The sequence below is a fragment of the Corallococcus sp. AB049A genome (genome assembly GCF_003668885.1).
Taxonomy (GTDB): domain Bacteria; phylum Myxococcota; class Myxococcia; order Myxococcales; family Myxococcaceae; genus Corallococcus; species Corallococcus interemptor.
Map to the genome: position 1 here is coordinate 1 of NZ_RAWL01000052.1, position 18825 is coordinate 18825.

15 protein-coding genes and 1 tRNA gene are annotated in these 18825 nt (G+C 69.1%); 4 read left to right on the plus strand and 12 right to left on the minus strand.

The genetic code is table 11. The features are described 5' to 3' along the window. On the plus strand, nt 1–913 hold a 913-nt coding region (locus tag D7X55_RS08285), incomplete at its 5' end, for a hypothetical protein (protein WP_121722735.1). Here D7X55_RS08285 and D7X55_RS08290 read toward each other — a convergent pair. Continuing rightward, nucleotides 910–2580 (minus strand): hypothetical protein, encoded by a 1671-nt coding sequence (locus D7X55_RS08290; protein ID WP_121722736.1) that lies wholly within the window; start codon nt 2578–2580, stop codon nt 910–912. The genes D7X55_RS08285 and D7X55_RS08290 overlap by 4 nt on opposite strands. A 103-nt stretch (nt 2581–2683) precedes the next feature. On the opposite strand from D7X55_RS08290, the gene D7X55_RS08295 reads away from it, so the two are divergent. Continuing rightward, nucleotides 2684–3586 carry a hypothetical protein gene (locus tag D7X55_RS08295; protein ID WP_147470053.1) on the plus strand — a complete coding sequence of 301 codons (903 nt, stop codon included), beginning with the start codon at nt 2684–2686 and terminating at the stop codon, nt 3584–3586. 54 nt (nt 3587–3640) lie between these two features. Here the strand turns inward: D7X55_RS08295 and D7X55_RS08300 are convergent, their stop codons facing one another. From D7X55_RS08300 to D7X55_RS08325, 6 genes are all read right to left on the minus strand, one after another. Further along, nucleotides 3641–5455 carry an acyl-CoA dehydrogenase gene (locus D7X55_RS08300; RefSeq protein WP_120548414.1) on the minus strand — a complete coding sequence of 605 codons (1815 nt, stop codon included), beginning with the start codon at nt 5453–5455 and terminating at the stop codon, nt 3641–3643. A gap of 101 nt (nt 5456–5556) precedes the next feature. Next, on the minus strand, nt 5557–8061 hold the full coding sequence (locus D7X55_RS08305) for a VIT domain-containing protein (RefSeq protein ID WP_121722738.1): 2505 nt from the start codon (nt 8059–8061) through the stop codon (nt 5557–5559). 145 nt (nt 8062–8206) lie between these two features. Beyond that, complete coding sequence (locus D7X55_RS08310) at nt 8207–9016, minus strand: hypothetical protein (protein WP_121722739.1); 810 nt, start codon at nt 9014–9016, stop codon at nt 8207–8209. After that, on the minus strand, nt 9013–10332 hold the full coding sequence (locus D7X55_RS08315) for an AAA family ATPase (protein ID WP_121722740.1): 1320 nt from the start codon (nt 10330–10332) through the stop codon (nt 9013–9015). The genes D7X55_RS08310 and D7X55_RS08315 overlap by 4 nt, the downstream gene beginning before the upstream one ends. Nucleotides 10333–10458: 126 nt before the next feature. Next, nucleotides 10459–11583, minus strand: coding sequence for a slipin family protein (locus D7X55_RS08320; protein ID WP_121722741.1), 1125 nt, complete (start codon nt 11581–11583; stop codon nt 10459–10461). 255 nt (nt 11584–11838) lie between these two features. Further along, nucleotides 11839–11908 (minus strand) — tRNA-Leu (locus tag D7X55_RS08325). A gap of 300 nt (nt 11909–12208) precedes the next feature. Between D7X55_RS08325 and D7X55_RS08330 the strand changes: the two genes are divergently transcribed. Then, on the plus strand, nt 12209–12634 hold the full coding sequence (locus D7X55_RS08330; protein WP_147470054.1) for a hypothetical protein: 426 nt from the start codon (nt 12209–12211) through the stop codon (nt 12632–12634). A gap of 11 nt (nt 12635–12645) precedes the next feature. Here D7X55_RS08330 and D7X55_RS08335 read toward each other — a convergent pair whose 3' ends face one another. From D7X55_RS08335 to D7X55_RS08345, 3 genes are all read right to left on the minus strand, one after another. Beyond that, entirely contained in the window at nt 12646–13311 is a 666-nt protein-coding gene (locus D7X55_RS08335; RefSeq protein WP_120548420.1) for a class I SAM-dependent methyltransferase, read from the minus strand. A gap of 37 nt (nt 13312–13348) precedes the next feature. Further along, complete coding sequence (glgX, locus tag D7X55_RS08340; RefSeq protein WP_121722743.1) at nt 13349–15499, minus strand: glycogen debranching protein GlgX; 2151 nt, start codon at nt 15497–15499, stop codon at nt 13349–13351. 137 nt (nt 15500–15636) lie between these two features. After that, nucleotides 15637–16821 carry a hypothetical protein gene (locus D7X55_RS08345; protein ID WP_199746902.1) on the minus strand — a complete coding sequence of 395 codons (1185 nt, stop codon included), beginning with the start codon at nt 16819–16821 and terminating at the stop codon, nt 15637–15639. Between the two features lie 95 nt (nt 16822–16916). Here D7X55_RS08345 and D7X55_RS08350 point away from each other — a divergent pair, with 95 nt between their 5' ends. Next, nucleotides 16917–17132, plus strand: a complete 216-nt coding sequence (locus D7X55_RS08350) for a hypothetical protein (RefSeq protein ID WP_120548439.1) — start codon at nt 16917–16919, stop codon at nt 17130–17132. 147 nt (nt 17133–17279) lie between these two features. On the opposite strand, the gene D7X55_RS08355 is transcribed toward D7X55_RS08350, so the two are convergent. After that, a complete protein-coding gene (locus D7X55_RS08355) occupies nt 17280–17861 on the minus strand; it encodes a hypothetical protein (RefSeq protein WP_121722745.1) in 582 nt (193 codons plus the stop codon). Between the two features lie 218 nt (nt 17862–18079). After that, on the minus strand, nt 18080–18793 hold the full coding sequence (locus D7X55_RS08360) for a hypothetical protein (protein WP_147470055.1): 714 nt from the start codon (nt 18791–18793) through the stop codon (nt 18080–18082). Nucleotides 18794–18825: the final 32 nt, after the last annotated feature.

Here is an 18825-nt window from a genome sequence, read left to right on the forward strand (position 1 = left end):
GGTGCAGGACGCGCAGGGGGAGCTCTGGGTGCGCGAGGGCCGCCGGGTGCGCGCGGGCGAGCGCGTGGTGGTGGGCAAGGCGGAGGACGGCAGCGAGGGCGTCTACGTGAACATGGCCTACCTGGCGGAGGGCGGGGAGGGCGAGTTCAAGTTCATGACGAGCGAGGTGTCTCGCGAGAAGCCCATCGACTACGCGCACATGGCGCGGCTGCTGGTGGAGGAGCGCGAGCGCGGGGGCTATCCCATCTGGGTGACGGGGCCGGCGCTGGTGCACTCGCGGGCGCGCGCGGACATGACGTGGTTCGTGGAGAACGGCTTCGTGGGGGCGCTGCTCGCGGGCAACGCGGTGGCGGTGCACGACATCGAGGCGTCCATCTACGGCACGACGCTGGGCATGAGCGGCGCGGGCGAGGCGACGTCGGGCGGGCACGGGCTGCACATGCGCGCCATCAACAAGGTGCGGCAGGCGGGCTCCATCGCGAAGGCGGTGGAGGCGGGCATCATCACCAACGGCATCATGCACGCGTGCGTGAAGCACGGGGTGCCGTTCGTGCTGACGGGCTCCATCCGGGATGACGGGCCGCTGCCGGACGTGGTGACGGACAACCTGGCGGCGCAGGACGCGATGCGCAGGCACGCGGTGAAGGCGACGATGGCGGTGCTGGTGGCCACGGCGCTGCATGCCATCGCGACGGGGAACATGCTGCCCGCGTTCGTGACGGAGAAGGACGGCTCCTTGAGGGAGCTGCCCACCATCTGCGTGGACTCGTCCGAGTTCGTGGTGAGCAAGCTGAAGGACCGGGGCACGCACCAGGCCTTCGGCGTGGTGACGAACGCGCAGGACTTCATGCACATCCTGCGGCTGTACGTGGAGCGCGAGCTGGCCGCGCGAGGCAAGGCGCCGAAGTCCTAGCGCTGGCTGAGCGCAGGGACGGAGACGGGCTTCCACGGGGCGCTCGACAGTCCGCCCTCGGTGCCGAAGAGGGCGGAGTCGCCCTCCGGGAGCACGGCGTAGACGCGCGGATCCGCCAGCCGGGGCAGGGCATGCACGGCTCCGGTGCTCGCGTCGAAGTACGACGCTCCCAGCAGCGTGCCCACCAGCGCTCCGCCGGGCACGAGCGCGGCGGAGACGATGGCCGGGGAGGGCAGGCCGGACGCGGTGCGCACGCGCGTCCACTTCGCGCCGTCGAAGTAGTTGAAGCCGTCCTGGCAGGTGCCCGCGACGGCGCGTCCCTCCGAGTCGGTGGACAGCGCGGTGATCCAGTTGTCGGTGAGGTCGCGGCCGTCGTGGAAGCGCTGCCACTTCGCGCCGTCCCAGCGCAGCAGGCCCCGGTCCTCGCTGCCCATCCACAGGAAGTGGCCCGAGGCCTCACCGACGGAAGGATGCTTGCTCCACTCCGTGGGCAGCGGCACCCGCTTCACGAGGGACAGGGGCGCGGTGCCGGGAGTGACCAGGGACACGCCCCGGCCGTCCACCAGCGCGACGCCGTCATCCATCCGGGACACGTTGAGCACGGACAGCTTGCCCAGCGCCACCGGGTTGCGAGCCCCATACGCCACCTGCGTCCACGCCTTCCCGTCGTGGAAGCCCAGGCCATACGTGGTCGCGACGTAGAGGTTCGCACCGTCACTGGTGATGCCCAGCACCTGGTTGCTGGGGAGCGAGGGCGTGCGGACGGTCTGCCACCGGCCGTCCTCGCGCTGCCAGCACGCGCCCCGGTCGAACGTGCCCACCACGAGCCGCCCCTGATGCCGGGCCAGCGCGGTGATGTGATTGCCGCAGAGCTGCCCGGTGGGCGTGGCCCGTTTCCACCCCTTCTTCCCCTGGAAGAACACGCCGGAGGTCCGAGTGCCCGCCCAGCCCTCGCGCAGCACGGTGGCGTCCTTGGGGACGCTCGCGGCCTGGAGCGGCACGGACTCCGTCTCCCACGCGTGCACCTCGCCGTGGCTGCCCACGATGCGCACGCCCTGCTCCGTCACCGCGAACGACAGCGGCCCGGTGGGCACGTCGCGCAGCGCGGAGAGCCGGCCGCTGGCGCTGATGGAGAACGCGCCCTCGGTGGTGCCCACGTCCACGCCGTCGCGAGTGTCGGAGATGAAGCGCACCGGCCCCGGCAGGGACCACGCGCGCTGGGTGCCCAGCTCGAACAGGCGCCCCTCCGCCGTGCCCGCGAAGCGCGGTGAGAACGCCGTGTACGTCGCGCCCGGCGTCAGCACCGCGGCCAGTGACTCCAGCCGGCTCACGTAGTCCGGCGTGCTCGCGTCTTCGGCGGGAGGCAGGGCCTGCCAGCGCACGTCCAGCACGGGCGTCACGCGGAAGCGGGCGTCCAGCGACACCAGCCCTTCATCCGTGGCGACGAAGAGCCGGTCTCCCGTGGACTCCAGCGCGCGGCAGAAGTGGCTGGGCAGCCCGTCCTCCACCGTGAGCACGCGCACCGGACGGCCCGTGGGCGTGAACAGCTCCAGGCCGCCTTCGGTGCACGCGACGACGTGGCCGCCAAAGGGCTCCAGGTCATGCACGGTCTCGGTGTTGGTGACGGTGGCGGCCAGGGTCAGCGCGGTGAGGGTGGAGAGCATCATGCGCCACCCCTATTGCGAACCCCGGGCCAGCCGGTGTGTGTCTCCCGAGCCGCACCTGTTGACCTGGTCGCCCTTTTACGAAGAATGGGCGCGCGGAGGGGTCATGCTGCGTTCTGCTTCTTCCCTGGCGATGGGGCTCGCCCTCGTCCTCTGTGCCTGCGCACCGGTTGACCCGTGCGATGCCGTCTACTGCGGTCCGGGCCGCTGCGATGCATCCTCCGGAGAGGCCGTGTGCGAATGTCCCTACGGCTACGTCCAGGCGGACATGACCTGCAAGCGGAACCTGCGCCACGGGGATGACCATGGGGACTCCATCGATGCCGCGACCCCCTTGGAGTTCATGGCGCTCAACGAGGTGAAGAGCGCGGTGCTGGACACCGTGGACGACGTGGACGTGTTCTCGTTCCGCGTCACGGCTGGTCGCATCTACCGGTTCAGCTGCCGTCGCTTCCTGGATGAAGGCTACGAAGGCACCGACCCGACCTGCGTGGTCGAACTCCTGGACGCGGACGGGCGCACGTTGCCGGGCTCGGCGGGCTCAGGGGCGCCCGGGTACTACCGGGCGTCCGTGCTCGCCACGCAGGATGGCACCGCGTACGCCCGCGTGAAGGGCTTGTTCGCCCCCACGATTCACCGCTCCTACGATTACTCGCTGGTGGACCGGGGACCGGACGACTTCGGGGACACCCTCGCGGAAGCCGCCCGGTGGTCCGTCGGCAACAGAGTCTCGGGGAACATCGAGCCCTACGGCGATGTCGACGTCATCGCGCTGGACCTCGTCGCGGGCCACACCTACCAATTGCTTTGCAGGGCTGACGACTACAACAACTGCGGCATGCGAGTGCGCGGCCCCGGGGGCGAGGTGCTGTTCCAGGCGGGCGACCTCTTCAACCTCCAGGTGATGCAGAGCGGCCGTCACACGGTCGAGCTGTTCTTCATCACGGGGCCCCGCTTCTCCTTGTGCGTGGGACCCTACACCTTCTCCTCCACCGACCTGACGCCCTGAGCGCCAACGCGGCGCGCTCCGGAAAGCGCGCCGCCCATGGGCTCGGACGCTCCGCTAGAACGACTCTTCCGGCACGTCCATCAGGTCCAGGTTGCCGTTCTCCACCATGCGCGCGGCGTGCGCGATGCCGGGCAGCACCTCGTGGCAGTACCAGCGGGCGCTGGCCACCTTGCCGCCGTAGAACGCCTTGTCACCGGGGTTCGACTTCATCCGCTCCAGCGCCACGGCCGCGTGACGCACCAGCAGCCAGCCGATGATGACCTCCGCCACCGCGAACAGCACGCGGTTGCCCTGGAAGCCCACGTGGTAGACGGACTCGCCCAGCTTGCCCATCAGCGTGCCGAGCAGCGTCTGCAACTGGCCCACCGCCTCGCCCAGCGCGGCGCGCTCCGTCTTCAGCTCCGGGCCGCCCTCGTCGCCGTCCGCCGTCGCGCGCACGCGCTCCAGGAGGCCCATCAGCGTCGCGCCGCCATCGCGCGCCACCTTGCGCATCAGCAGGTCCAGCGCCTGGATGTGCGTGGTGCCCTCGTAGAGCGAGTCGATCTTCTGGTCCCGGATGTACTGCTCGACGGGGTAGTCCGTCAGGAAGCCCGAGCCGCCGTGCACCTGCAGCGACAGGGACAACAGCTCATACGCCTTCTCCGAGCTGTACCCCTTCACCAGCGGCAGCAGCATGTCGTTGAGCACGTCCGCCTCGCCCGCCGCGGTGGAGCGATGGCCGCCCTGCAGCTCCACCTGGTCCTGCACGGACGCGGTGAACAGGGCCAGCGCGCGCAGGCCCTCCGCGTGGGCCTTCTGCGCCATCAGCATGCGGCGCACGTCCGGGTGCTGGAGGATGTTCACGCGCGGCGCCGTCTTGTCGCGCGCCTTGCCCAGGTCGCTGCCCTGCACGCGGTCCTTCGCGAACGACAGCGCGCGGAAGTAGCCCGCGGACAGCGCGGCCATGGACTTGAGGCCCACCGCCATGCGCGCGTTCTCGATGATGTGGAACATCTGCCGGATGCCGTCGTGGACCTCACCCAGCAGCAGGCCGCGCGTGGGCTTGCCGTCGCCGAACGTCAGCTCGCACGTGACGGACCCCTTCAGGCCCATCTTCTTCTCCAGCTTGGTGCACACGACGTTGTTGTGCTCACCCAGGCTGCCGTCCTCGTTCACCCAGTACTTGGGCACCACGAACAGCGACAGGCCCTTGGTGCCCGGCGCCGCGCCTTCCGGACGCGCGAGCACCATGTGGATGATGTTCTCCGCGATGTCCGACTCGCCGTTGGTGATGAAGCGCTTGACGCCTTCAATCTCCCAGACGTCGCCGTCCACGTGACGGGCCTTGGTGCGCGCGGCGCCCACGTCGCTGCCCGCGTCCGGCTCCGTCAGCACCATGGACCCGCTCCAGCGCTTGTCCAGGATGTGCGGCAGGAAGCGCTTCTTCTGCGAGTCCGTGCCCAGCTTGTCGATGACGCGCGCCAGCAGGTTGCCCAGCGTGAAGAACGCCAGCGCGGGGTTGCTCCCCAGCAGCAGCTCGAACGCGGCCCAGCCCAGCGACGGCGGCGCGCCCAGGCCGCCCAGGTGCGGGGGCGTCTCCAACAGGTGCATGCCCGCGTCGTAGTACGCGCCCATCGCGGCCTTGAGGCCGGGGGGCAGCTTCACCTCGCCGTTCTCCAGCTTCGGCGGGTTGTGCTCGGACTCGTCGAAGCTCTTCGCCAGCTCCTGCGTGCACAGCTGCGCGAACGTCTGCAGCGTCTGCCGGGCCGCCGTCTCGTCCAGGTCCCCGAAGGGCGCCTTGCCCAGCGACGTGTGGCCGATGTCCAGGAACTCGAAGAGGTTGAACTCAATATCGCGGAGGTTGGGCGTGTAGTGCAGGGACGACGACATCGAAGGACTCCTCGCGGCCGGGTGCGAAATGAAACAGCCCCGCGCCAGTGAAGGCGCGGGGCCAAAGCGGACCGCCAGGGTACCCGAGATTGATTCGCGGGTCAGTCCTGCCGGGCGTGGATGACGCGCAGCGTCTCCCGGCGTTCGAAGCGGTTGCCGGCGGCGTCGCGGGCGACGAACACCAGCTCGTAGGAACCGGCGGGCGTGCCCTCCGGGATGACCAGCTTCTGGGTGAAGCGCAGGCCGTCCGTCGAATCGAGCAGCTGCTGATCCTCGCCGAAGAGGTCGCCGTACACGCTGACCTCCTGCGTGGCCTCCACCGCGTCCACGTCCAGCGTCAGCGTGTCACCGGGAGCGAGCTCCTTCTGTGAGAGGACGACGTCGAAGTCGTTGCCCTTGGAGTCCAGGCGGTAGCGAACCTCGTTGCGCTCCACGCGGCCGTCCGCCAGCTCCGCGATGATGAACACGGTGTAGTAGCCATCCGCGACGCCCAGCGGCACGAGGAACCGGCCGCGCCAGGAACGGGTGAGGTTGTCGAACGTGAGCGGCTTCACCAGGCCGAAGGGGAAGTACGCGGTGACGCGGCGGGCGTTGCGCGGGGCGCGCACGGAGATGATGGGGTCGCCGGGCGGAATCTCCTCGCGGCTGAGGGCGCCCGCGACCATGCCGTCGGGCAGCTGCACGGGGACCATCTCGCGGACCGTCTGGCCGTCGGGGTTCGTGCGGGCCACCTGCTCCACCGCGACGAAGGACGTGTAGCGGCTCATCAGGTGGTACTGGAGCGCGGTGTCGGTGATGCCCTGGATGATTTCGGGCGTCTCCTCGCGGTAGCCCTCCACGGTGAGCTCCTCGATGCGCTGGCGGGCCCAGAGGCTCTTGAGCGAGTCGTGCTCCGGGGCGGCCTCGGGGAAGTGCACGGGCACGTCGAAGTGGCGGACCTGGCCACGCACGCGGCCGGAGATGCGCAGGACGCCGTCACCGGTGCCGGTGAACTTGCCAACAAGGAACAGCGGCTGGCCGGCGAAGAGGTCCGGCACGGACTTCGGGTACACGTCGCTGACGGGCAGGCCGTCGGTGTCCACGTTGACGGAGGTGAGGACGGGGCCGCGCATGCGCCGCTCGAATTCGCGGGCGACGTCTTCCTCGGGGCGGTTGAGGTTGACGAGGGTGGAGGCGCCGCGGCCCACTTCGCCCATCTTGGTGACGAGGTAGCGGTTGGTGCTGGAGCCCACGCCGGCGGAGAAGATGCGCGTCTCCTCGCGCAGGTGGGACTGGATGGTGGCGAGCACGCTGTCGTCACTGCCGATGAAGCCGTCCGTCATGAAGAGCACCATGCGCAGGCGGGCGGGGTCGTTCGGGGGGACCATGGCCTCCTGGGCGGCGATGCGCACGTCGGTGCCGCCACCGCCCCAGAAGTTGGCGACGTAGGGCAGGGCGCTCTGGATGTTCTCCGGCGAGGCGGGGACGGCGGTGGGCGCGAACTTGGTCACCTGCGTGTCGAAGTTGAGGACCTGGAAGGTGTCCTCCGGCATCAGGTGGGTGAGGACTTCCTTCGTGATGGCCTTGGACTTTTCAATCGCCAGGCCGGACTGCGAGCAGGACGTGTCGAGCACCATGTAGAGCTCGCGCGGGACGATTTCGCGCTGGGTGGGGGACAGCTGCGGGTTGAGCATCACCAGGAAGTAGCCGTGGTCCGCGCCGGGGTCGCGGTGCATGAGGACGGCGGGGCGGATGAGCGCGTCGGCGACGACGTACTCCAGGATGAAGTCCTTGTTGGGGATGCGGTCATCACGGCCCAGGCTGACGGTGGCGCGGGAGGGGCCGTCGCGCTTCACGTCCACGCGGTGGGTGGTGGAGCGCAGCGAGTGGACCGGGAGGCCCGCGTCCAGGCGCACGGTGAGCTGGATGTCATGGCCGCTGCGCGTGTCGAGGTTCACCGGGGGCGAGATGCGGCTCGCGTCGGGGACGCGGGTGGTGTCGGGCTCCACGCCTTCGCCCTGGCGCGTGGGCAGCGGCTCGCCGCCGATGAAGCGGGGGCCGACGACCATGGGGAAGCTGAAGCGGTAGGTGCCGGCGTCGTAGGTGAGGCGCTCCACGTAGTGGATGCGCACGCGGATGGTCTCACCGGGGAGGATGTTGGCGACGGACTGGGTGAAGATGTTGGGGCGCTCCTGGTCGAGCAGCGCGGCGGTCTTGCCCTCGGCCTTGGCGCGCTCGTAGGTGTCGCGGGCCTGCTCACGGGTCTGGATGACGCCGGTGATGACGCGCTCGCCGATGTGCATCTCCATGCCGTCCACGGCGGCCAGCTCCGGCAGCGGGAAGACGTAGAGCGCTTCGAGGGGCGAGGCGTAGGGGTTCTCGAACACCTGCGTCACGGTGACGGACGCGAGGAAGCCGCTGACCTCCGCGTCGACTTGCGTGTGCTTGAGGCTGAAGGTGCGCGGCTCGGTGTCCGGGCACGCGGTGTCGGGCTGCGCGCGGAAGCGCGCCACGAGGGTGCCCTGGGCGACGCCCGCGGTAGGCGAAGCGGCCGGGGGGCAGGGTTGCTGGGCAGCGGCCGGGGTGGCCAGAAGACAGACGAAGAGCGCGGCGAGCAGGACTCGCATGGACGGGAACCTTGGTTTCAGGGTGTGCCCGGGGACATTGCAGCCCCCGGGCCAACCCCGGTTCCCCTCTGGGAAGGCTGTGAGTGGGGGCGCCGGGAGACAGTCCGGGTGTGGTTCCGTGGCCACGGGGCCACTGGGTCCGGAACTACCAGCCGAGGGCTTCGGGAGCCGCTTCGAACAGGCGCTTCAGCTCGGGGATGAGCTGGTGCTGGCGCTTCATCTCCCGCCAGACCGTGGCGTGCTGTCGTGTTTGGATGTCGTGCGCCAGGTGCAGGAGATGCTCGGGCGCGTGACCGTGGGCACGTTCTCGGACGTACCCATTGAAGTGCGCGAAGAAGTCTCGATAGGCGTGGATGCGTGCAAGCCGGAGCGGTTCGCGCCTGTTAAGGCCAAGAAGATCGATGGTGTACTTCGCGCGTTGGTACGCCACGGTGCCTGGTTCCGCAGTGACCTTGAATAGAAAGGTCCCTGGGAGATCCAGCGTCATGAAGTCCATAGGGTCATCCACGCGAGGATCCAAGAGCACAAGAGTTCCTGCGACAGGAGGAACCACTGGCATGCCGCGACGGCGACCTACGTCCGTATGAACTCCTGTCCCATGGGCAAAGACAGCAAAGTTGCTGCTCTTGGTTCTGTTGCAGGAGCCGCAGGCGTACAGATAGTTCGTCCACGCGAAGACCAGGTTCGGATACAGCGTCTTGGGCCAGAGGTGATCGACCTCACCGGCCAAGGAGTCTTCGCAGTAGGCGCAGCGTTGGGCGCCAACGCACATTGCCGACAGGGTCGCTCGGACGGTGGCGAAAGTTGGGTTGTCCCGCTTGTTCAGCCTGTTGAATCGCACCTTCGCTTGGTCGACGCGCGTTTCGTAGTTCGGAAGCGAGTCGATTTCGCGTTGATAGTCCGCGAGTTGGGTGTTCGCGGCCGGCGGTAACGGAATGGTCGGGAGGCGGATCAAGACTGTGGCACCTCCGTATCGGGCGGCAGGGCGCTGGAGGCGGTAGGAAGCTGCGCGCGCAGAAGCTGCTGTTCGGCCTGCTCCTCGGAGGACAGGCCCTGCGCAAGTTCTTTCTGGTTGAGCGTAGCGAGTCGTTCGAGCTTCTCCATCCCCTCGTCTGAACGCAGATCCACGTCGCCAAACGCCCCGGTGCTGTATGCGTCCAGGACGTTTCCGTAGAGCAATCGATCGAGTGCGACTCCCGTGACCATGCCCGCTTCTTCGTCACTCCCCGGCCGCGGAAGGCGGAACACGCTGCCCACGGTCGCGGCTTGGCAGATGAGCGGACTGTGGGTCGTGACGATGAACTGGATTTTCGGGAAGTGTTCGCGGAACCACCGGCCTACGCGGCGCTGCCACGTGGGATGCAGGTGCGCGTCGATCTCATCAATCAAGACGACACCAGGGACAATGATGGTCGTTGAGTCTCCAGGAGCAAAGAGCATGTCGGAGCCATAGGCACGTGCGAGCTGGCGGATCAGCTCGAAGGTCATGCTCAAGATGGAGCGATAGCCGTCGCTCAGGTTCTCAACTGGAACTTCGCAGCCGTTCCCATCGACGAAGCGAACGCCCTTGGATGAGATCGATTCAAGGCGGGCTTCGTTGGGCAGGAAGTCGGGCTGGTTGATGAACTGCTTCAACGGCTCAAGAAGGTTTCCCTCAGAGTCATTCTCCAGCTTCTTGAATTGGAGGAGCTTGAGCCACTCGAGGCTTTCCGAGAGTGCGACGGACTCACCGAAGACGGACAGATGTCGGGCAAGTTTTGGGTTCGATTGGAACAGCTTCTCCTGTTCCGTATCGCCCCCTGTGAATCGCCTGAAGGGACCGTAGGACGCGCTGAACCACCCTGCCCCAGTGCTCCAAATATGTCGCTTGGATTCGTCTGCACCTCGGGCTCCCAACGCAGTGAATTGTGTTGGGTTTTTGGGCGCATCATGGTCGACGCGGACGAACATCAGGTCTGCCATATAGGCAGGTGTGGTCGAGGTTTGACTGATGCCAACCAACTCGTCGTATTCCCGGTCTCGGTGCAGATGTAGTTCAATTCGGCCGACACGGACGCCACTACGGAGCCATTCATTCCAGTCCTGCCGGAGCGCTTTGGCCTCCGTCCTTCCGACCAGTGCGAGTGCGATGGACCGCAGGAACGAACTCTTGCCCGCCCCGTTATCACCAATGATGACGTGCCACCCGGGGCCCGACTGATCCGGCTGCAATGCCCACGTCAGCGACTCGATGGAGCGGATGTTGGAGAGGTGGACCTCTTTCACGTACATGCGCCCTAGCTCGCCCGAAACAGAGGGAGGGGTCAACCAGTAGCGGTACCGCTACGAGACCCGCTGAACGCACGAAGGCCCCCGGACCGTACTTCCGGTCCGAGGGCCTCGACTCCCACAGAAACCTCAGCCGCCCTTGAGCTGGAGCGTGGGCACCGCGCCCTCACCGAGCACGAGGTGCACCTGACCCACCTTCGCGGCCAGGTCCTTGTACGCCTCCAGCTCCTTGAGGCGCACGAGCAGCGGGTTCTCCGCGAGCACCTTCGCCGTCTGCGCCATGGAGCGCGTCGCCGCCGTCTCCTCGCGCCGCAGGATGACGTTGGCCTCCGCTTCCTTCTGCGCCTGGATGACCCGGTTGAGCAGGTCCTTCATCTCCTTCGGCAGCACCACGTCCTTGATGCCGAAGCGCAGCAGCTCCAGGCCCACGCCCTCCGCCCCCGACTTCACCTGCGCGTACAGCTCCGTGGACACGGCCTCGCGCGCCGCCAGCAGCTCATCCAGCGTGCGCGTGGACACGGCCTCGCGCGCAGCGAGCTGCATGGCCAGGTAGAGGATTTCATCCGGCGCTCGCGCCACCACCGCCAGCCGCCGCGCGTCCACCACCCGGTACGCCGCGGACAGGTTGAGCCGCAGCGTCACGCGGTCCTTGGTCATCACCTCCTGGCCGGTGACGTGGAGCAGCTTCTCGCGCAGGTCGATGACCGCGAACTGCACCTTGTGCGCGACCGTCCACGCCGCGTGCCGGCCCGGAGGCAGCACTGCATCCAGCACGCCGTCCACGTAGCGCAGCGCCACCGTGCCCTCCGTGGCCGTGGTCTCCACGTAGTCACTGGCGGGAATCAGCGCGCGCACCTCGTCCCGCGGGGGCTCCGTCGCCACCCCGGACACGTCCACGCGCTCCACCCGCACCGTGGGCGTCTCGGGCCGACCGGTTCGACCGGGCAGCCGCTGCGCCGTCCACACCTGGTGCTGACCCCGGCCCAGCCACCGCACCGGCTGGCCGTGATGGAACACCACCGCGCGCTCGTCCGCGCCCAGCTCCACCACCTGGAGGTCCTTCTCCGGCACCAGCGCGAGCTTCGCTTCATCCAGCCGGGTGACGGGCGGCTCCAGCGGCACGCGCTCGAAGCGGACGTTCTGGAACGGCCGCACCACCCAGTGCCGGCCCGGCCCCAGGTACTGCTCCGCCTTCCCGTTCACCACGACGAACAGCCGCTCGTTCTGCGCCACATCCACCCGACCGATGCCCATGACACTTCACCTCGACGACAAGAAAAGGAGTGCAGCCCGGCTGCTGGGGAAAAGGACCCCGCCGCCCCACGGGCGCGTCGCGCGAACAGACCGTCCGGATCCGCGTTCAGCCTCCCGAGCCTCCGCACCGGATGCCGGTCACGGACGGCGGCCGGAGAGACTTCCTCCGGAGGCCCTGGCGACCGGCCCGTGTGCGGCGTGGGGAGGTGGACGCGGTGGACTCGCGTTGGCACCAGCGAAAAACGACGGGGTCCCAGGCGAACGAAGGATTCGAACCTTCGACACCGAGATTTTGAATCTCGTGCTCTACCGTTGAGCTAGTTCGGGTTTTTGCCCAGCAAAGGGCAGCCATGCGCGCCTCACGGTGTGGCGTGCGACCGGTGCGGCCTTCGATTGCGGCGGGAACACCCGGAAGTGATGGCCGTGAGGAACGTCCGAATCCCATGCCCCGGCGCAGAGCGCCCCCGCATGGAACCGGACGCCTCGGGACAACCCCGTGCGCCCCCTGAAGCTGCCGACGGGGCCTCTGGACGCGAGCGTGCGCGAATCCTGACGGCGCATGTCTCAAGTGCTTGAGCTCATGTGTCCAAGGACCGCGCGTTAGATGCGCCACCTGGGAGGACCCATGAAGCGGGCCGTGTTGCTGGGCATGTGCTGTGCGCTGTTCGGGGCCTGTGGGGAGGAAGGCGCCGTGGGCATGGACGCCGGAGTCGAAGACGCCGGCTGGCCCATGGGGTCCGTGGAGCTGAATATCTCCATGGGAGAGGACCCCTGCCCCGTGGCGACGGCGACGGTGACCCTGAATGCGGGAGATCCGAGCCGGCCGGTCCCGGGTATCGGGCCCCTGCCGCTCAACGTGCGGGATGGCGTCATCCAGGGGACGACCTTCATCGACGTCTATGCGTCGCAGGCCTGGTGGGTGCAGGTCCATGCCTATGACAGCAACGGCGTCAACGTGTGCTGGGGGCAGGACCCGTTCATGTCCGTGTATGAGGGACGGGTGACGCGCGTGGACATCGAGGTCGGGTGCCTCTGGCCGCATTGCCCCTAGCGGATGCGCCTTCAGCCGCGCGTCACGTCCCACCAGCCGAACCACATCACGCGCTCCTCGGCCATCAGCTCCCAGCCGGGCCCGTGCGCGTAGTCGCGCACCCGCAGGCCCGCGGCCTCCACCGCGCGCGCTGTCTCCTCCGCGCTCCACAGGTGCAGCGTCACGTCCGTGTCCGCCGTGCGCACCCGGCGCATGCGCTCCTCGTGCGCCTCCAGCCCGGGCCTGCGCTCCAGCACCGTGAACAACATCCGCCCGCCCGGCTTCAGCACCCGGCCCACGTGCCCCAGCACGCGCGGCAGGTCGTCACAGAAGTCCAGGCAGCCAATGGCCAGCGCGACGTCGAACGTGCCCAGGTCCTCCGGCACCGGATCCATGTAGCTGTGCACGCGCCACGCGCCGGACGGCCTCGCGCGCTTCGCCAGCTCCAGCATCTCCGGCGCCAGGTCCAGGCCCACCACGTCCACGGACGCGTCCAGCCCGCGCGTGTGCAGCGCCGGGCCGCAGCCCACGTCCAGCACGCGCATCCCGGGCTTCAGCGCGTCCGCGAGGAAGCGCTCCACCCGGTCGCCGTAGCGGTGCAGGGACGGGTAGAGCACCTCGTAGGCGGAGGCGATCTCCCCGTACACCCGCGCGACAGCGGCCTCTTCACTCCTGCCGCTGTCCCCTGCCTCCGTCATGTCGTGCGCTCCTCGAACACAAGGTGCGCACGCAATATCACGCGACGCCGTTGGACCCCGGTCCAGGCTTGCGGAACACCGCCAGCGACCGCCCGGCCATCTCGAACTTCCCGGGCTTCATCTCCTCGTCGCCGCGCTGGTCGTCCGCCGTGTACAGCTCCAGCCGCCACGCGCCGCCTTCACCCGGCGGCGGCACCGTGAAGGTCACCGTGTCGTGGTGCGCGTTGAGCAGCACCAGCAGCGAGTCGCCGCTGACGCGCTGGCCGCGCTCGTCCGGCGTGGGGATGGCGTCGCCCCCCAAGAGGAACGCCAGCGAGCGCACGAAGGGCTTCTGCCAGTCCTCCGGCCCCATCTCCGAGCCGTCCGGCCGGAACCACGCCAGGTCCTTGTGCTCGGACTCCCACAGGTGCTCGCCCTGGAAGAAGCGGCGGCGCTGCAGCACCGGCTGCCCGTGGCGGAAGTGGATGAGCTTGCGCGTGAACTCCAGGAGGTCCAGGCGCGTCGTGTCCAGGTTCCAGTCCACCCACGACAGCTCGTTGTCCTGGCAGTAGGCGTTGTTGTTGCCCTGCTGCGTGCGGCCCATCTCGTCGCCCGCGACAATCATCGGCACGCCGGTGGACAGGAAGAGCGACGCCAGGAGGTTGCGCTTCTGGCGCTCGCGCAGGGAGATGATGTCGGTGTCGTCCGTCTCTCCCTCCACGCCGCAGTTCCACGCCTGGTTGTCATCCGCGCCGTCGCGGTTGTGCTCGCCGTTGGCCTCGTTGTGCTTGCTGCTGTACGTGACCAGGTCGTGCAGCGTGAAGCCGTCGTGCGCGGTGACGAAGTTGATGGACGCCTGCGGACGCCGGCGCGCCGCCGCGAACAGGTCCGCGCTGCCCGTGAGCCGGTAGCCCACCTCCGCGGCCTGGTTCTCGTCGCCCTTCCAGTACTTGCGCAGCGCGTCCCGGTACTTGCCGTTCCACTCGTGCCACGGCGACGGGAAGCCGCCCACCTGGTAGCCGCCCAGCCCCACGTCCCACGGCTCCGCGATGAGCTTCACGCGGGAGAGCACCGGGTCCTGGTTGATGATCTGGAAGATGGGCGCGTTCGGGTCGTAGCCGCCCTTGCCGCTGCGTCCCAGCACCGTGGCCAGGTCGAAGCGGAACCCGTCCACGTGCATCTCCTCCACCCAGTAGCGCAAGGAGTCCACGATGAAGCGCGCCGTCTGCGGGTTGGAGGCGTTGAGGCTGTTGCCGCACCCGGTGAAGTCCAGGTAGTGCCGCGCCTCCGGCATGGTCCAGTAGTACGACGCGTTGTCGATGCCCTTGAACGACAGCGTGGGGCCCAGGTGGTTGCCCTCGCACGTGTGGTTGTAGACCACGTCGAGGATGACCTCGATGCCCGCCGCGTGCAGCGCCTTCACCATGGCCTTGAATTCCGCCACCGCGCCGCCCGGCGTCTTGCGGCTGGCGTAGCGCTGCTCCGGGGAGAAGTAGTTCAGCGTGCTGTAGCCCCAGTAGTTCGACAGGCCCTTGTCGTTGAGGAACGAGTCGTCCGCGAACGCCTGCACCGGCAACAGCTCCACCGCGGTGACGCCCAGCTTCTGCAGGTGCTCGATGATGGCCGGCGAACCCAGGCCCGCGTACGTGCCGCGCTGGTGCTCCGGCACGCCCGGGTGGCGCATGGTGAGGCCGCGCACGTGCGCTTCGTAGATGACCGTCTTGCGCCAGGGGATGTCCAGGCGCCGGTCATTGCCCCAGTCGAAGAAGTCGCTCACCACCACGCCCTTGGGCATGCCGGCCGCGCTGTCGCGCTCGTCGCGCATCAGGTCCTTCTTCGGATGGTCCAGGGGGTAGCCGAACACCGGCTGCTTCCAGTCCACCTCGCCGTACAGCGCCTTGGCGTAGGGGTCGACCAGCAGCTTGTGCGGGTTGCAGCGGTGCCCCTTCTCCGGCTCGTAGGGCCCGTGCACGCGCAGGCCGTACAGCGTCCCGGGCTCCAGGTCCGGCACGTAGCCGTGCCAGACGAACTCGGTGCTCATCGGCAGGTCGAAGCGCTCAATCTCCTTCGTGGGGTCCGCCCGGTCGAAGAGACACACCTCCACGCGCGTGGCCACCTGTGAGTAGACCGCGAAGTTGGTGCCTGAACCGTCGAACGTCGCGCCACGCGGCCAGGGCTTGCCCGGCCAGATCTCCCGCTTGCTGCTCATGCGTCTCACTCGATTCCGTGGGGAAGGTGCCCGCGGAAGGTGGGTGCGACTGCGCTGTGCGGCAAGACGTCCGGGTGCGCTGACTGTCCACCGGGCAGCGCTTTGGCAAGGGGTTGGTGCTGAAACAATCTCCTGCGTCAGGCGGCGACGGCGTGATCCAGCGAACGCCAGGTGCCCAGGGCCCAGTCCTGCTCGTCCGGATCATCGAAGCTGACGACGCAGAGGGCGCGGCGGTTGCCGGAGCGGCACAGGGCCGTCAGCCGGCACTCGCCGGGGCCCACGTGCAGGGACGCGCGGCCGCTGACGCGGGCGCCGTGATGCTCCAGCTCCAGGGCCTTGCGCTCCGGGCTGGTGGGCGCCAGCTGCTCCTCCGCGGAGTCCTCCAGGGGCACCACGCGCACGGTGCGCCGATGGTCGCGGGCCACCCAGCTGCCGTCCTGCAGGCGCGCCTCCGCCAGGGAGCCGGGGATGCGAATCTCCCAGCCTTCAGGCAGCACCACCTGCACGGAGCCGCGCCGGTAGCCGATGGACGGCCCCACGCCGGGCGACTCCAGCGCGCGGCGGTGCACCTCCTCCGCCACCGTCCCGCCCATGCCCAGGTAGCCGAGCACCTCCTGCCACTCGCGCCACGGATAGGGGAGCGAGGAGTCCTGGCGCCACGCCTGCTCCAGGAGCCGCGCCACGTCGCGCAGGCGCTGGCGCTCCTCTTCCAGGAGCGGCGGGCGCCACACGACGTCCGTCCACAGGCGGCACAGGGCGCGCGTGAAGCGCTCGCGCGCGTCCACGCCGGGGTTCCACCAGGGGAACACGTCCATGCCCTGGCGCGGCTCCTCATGCACGGTGCGCAGCCAGTGCTCGTCGCGAGGCCCCAGCGGCGTGAGCAGCGCGCCCGGGTGCTGGAAGGTGTGGCCAAAGCGCATGGACAGCGCGAAGCCGGAGCTGCCCAGGCTGCGCATGCGCAGCACCTGCCCCACCGAGTGCTGGAGCCAGCCCAGGAAGTGCTCCTCCACCGGCCCCGCGTCGCCGGAGTGGAAGTAGCCCGTGGCGTCGCCCACGCCCACGTCTTCATCGGGCGGAGCCCAGTCGATGCCGTGGTGGTCGCCCAGGGCCTTGAGCAGGTCCACCAGGTAGCGGTGGTAGCCGGGGCCCGCGGCGCTGGTGTCCGCGGACACGACGATGCGCTCCTGCGTCGCCGCCAGGAACAGCACCTCCGCCGCGGCCGGGTGCAGGCGCAGGCGCAGCATGGGCGCGCCCTGGGGACCGTCCTCGATGAGGCTGCCCTCCAGCACGCCTTCGGCCACCTGCTGGACCCACGTCTCCACGCGCTGCAGCCAGGGCAGGGACGCCTCCGGGGGGGCGTCCGGTGGCGGAAAACCCCTACGCGGCCCACCCTGAAGAGGGAAAGGAGGCGTTCGTCATGAGCAAGAAGGACGTGTTGCACATTCCCCTGGAGGGGCTGCCTCCCGCACCGGCGCGCGAAGCCGGAACGGAGGAGGATGAACGGCTGGAGCACCACGTGCCGTCCACCTTCGACCCGGGTGGCGGTCCCGGCAATGGCCCGGGTGACAACGGGAGCCCGCGCATCATCGAGCCGGTGGGCCAGCCCTACTCGCCAGGCGTCAAGGTGACCTGATCATCCCGCGGGCCGCGCTGTCTCCAGGACCCCGCTGACGCCCTCGAGCGTCGGCGGGGTCTCGTTGTTTCGCGCGTCCTCCGGAAATGGCGAAGCGCCCGCGACCGGTGAGGGTCACGGGCGCTCCTTCAAGTCACGTGCTTGCGATTAGCGCGTGGTGCCGTTGTTGGGCGCCATCGTGCCGGTGGAGTCCGGCACCGGCGTGGTCATGTTGCCCTTGGCGCCGGAGCTGTTCGGATCCAGCGTGGAGTCGTTGGGCAGGGTGCTGTCGTCCGGGATGGCGTTGTCGTCCGTGGACAGACCGGAGCCGCCCGTGCCCGGCTCGGTCATCTCGCCGTCGTGCACGCCGGGCTCGGCCTCGCCGGTGCCCGCGCCGCCGGTGCCCGGATCCATGGTGCTGCTGTCGTCGCTGGCGGGCGGCAGCGTGGAGTCATCCGTCGTGCCGGAGCCGCCGGTGCTCATGTCGGACGGAGGCAGCGTGGAGTCCTGCGACGTACTGCCCGTGTCGTAGCCGGAGCCGCCGCTGCTGGGCGGAGGCGTGGTCGTGGTGCCGGAGCCGGAAGTGTCCGTGCCCATGCCGCTGGAGTCCGTGGGCATGGTGGAGTCGGATGCGGGCGCCGGTTCGGTGCCGCGCGTCGCGGATTGATCCGACTTACAGCCCGTGCCGAGCGCAAGCGCGCCCGCGAGAACCGCCGCCACCGTCAGCTGGGTCTTCAGGAACTTCTTCATGTGGATTCCCCCGAGTAGGTGTCTGACTGCTTGAAAGGTCCTGGCTGCCTGCAGGACCGAAGGTGAGCAGGCCCCAGGGTGTATGCAGGGGTGGCTCATCCGCCTGCCTGCTCGGGGGACGGCAGGGGCGGGCGGAAGGGGAGGCTTGCGCCAGAGGGGGCTTGTCCGCCGGGCGCCACGCCCGATGGCCCGGAGTGCGAGCCAGCGGGCTTGCGCCCTCAGGGGCCGACGGGTTGGGTCACGTTGCCGCCGCCAATGGGCGTCACGGAGTTGCTGGACGTGTTGCTGTCCGGCGACAGCGTGGAGGGCTGGGCGGTGCCGGGCTGCGAGCCCGTGATGCCCGGGGGCGTGAGGCCGGTGGCCGGAGGCAGCACCGCGCCCGTGCTGGACATGGTCCCCGTGGGCGTCCCCGGTGTCACGGTGCTGTTGGAGGCACCCGGCAGCGAGGTGCCCGGCGTGGTCGTCGCGGGTGGCAGCATCGCGCCCATGGTGGCGGTGGAGCCCGTGGAGCCCGCCACGGTGGAGGTGCTGCCGGGCAGCACCGCGCCCGTGCCCGTCACGGTGGTCGCGGAGCCGGGCGCCACCACGCTGCCTCCGCCCGTCACGGTGGTGGCGGTGCCCGGGCTGGGCGGCAGCGTGTCAGGCGAGTTGCCGGAGACGAAGGGCTGTGCGCTGTACGGCTGCGGAATCACCGCGCCCGTGCTGGTGCCGCTGCCGCCGGTGCCCGAGTTCGCGCCGGTGACATTGCCAATGAGCGGCGTCGTCGGACTGGCCGACACACTGTTGATGGGGTCGGGGGTGCCCGGCGCCGCACCCGGGTTCGGCTGACTCGTGGTGATGGCGCCGGCGGAGTTCGGATCCACCTGCGCGTGCGCGGAGCCCAGCGCCAGGGTCCCGGCCGCCACGCTCATCCAGATCCATTGCTGAGACATCGTGCTGCTCCTTGCCGGGTGGGGCCGGGCGG

Bases quoted from the DNA above. Each gene is read 5' to 3' on its own strand.
- D7X55_RS08305 (WP_121722738.1), bottom strand. From the start codon at position 8,061: ATGCGAGTCCTGCTCGCCGCGCTCTTCGTCTGTCTTCTGGCCACCCCG.
- D7X55_RS08335 (WP_120548420.1), bottom strand. From the start codon at position 13,311: ATGACGGAGGCAGGGGACAGCGGCAGGAGTGAAGAGGCCGCTGTCGCG.
- D7X55_RS08360 (WP_147470055.1), bottom strand. From the start codon at position 18,793: ATGTCTCAGCAATGGATCTGGATGAGCGTGGCGGCCGGGACCCTGGCG.
- D7X55_RS08315 (WP_121722740.1), bottom strand. From the start codon at position 10,332: ATGTACGTGAAAGAGGTCCACCTCTCCAACATCCGCTCCATCGAGTCG.
- D7X55_RS08290 (WP_121722736.1), bottom strand. From the start codon at position 2,580: ATGATGCTCTCCACCCTCACCGCGCTGACCCTGGCCGCCACCGTCACC.
- D7X55_RS08350 (WP_120548439.1), top strand. From the start codon at position 16,917: ATGAGCAAGAAGGACGTGTTGCACATTCCCCTGGAGGGGCTGCCTCCC.
- D7X55_RS08330 (WP_147470054.1), top strand. From the start codon at position 12,209: ATGAAGCGGGCCGTGTTGCTGGGCATGTGCTGTGCGCTGTTCGGGGCC.
- D7X55_RS08300 (WP_120548414.1), bottom strand. From the start codon at position 5,455: ATGTCGTCGTCCCTGCACTACACGCCCAACCTCCGCGATATTGAGTTC.
- D7X55_RS08295 (WP_147470053.1), top strand. From the start codon at position 2,684: ATGCTGCGTTCTGCTTCTTCCCTGGCGATGGGGCTCGCCCTCGTCCTC.
- glgX (WP_121722743.1), bottom strand. From the start codon at position 15,499: ATGAGCAGCAAGCGGGAGATCTGGCCGGGCAAGCCCTGGCCGCGTGGC.
- D7X55_RS08355 (WP_121722745.1), bottom strand. From the start codon at position 17,861: ATGAAGAAGTTCCTGAAGACCCAGCTGACGGTGGCGGCGGTTCTCGCG.
- D7X55_RS08320 (WP_121722741.1), bottom strand. From the start codon at position 11,583: ATGGGCATCGGTCGGGTGGATGTGGCGCAGAACGAGCGGCTGTTCGTC.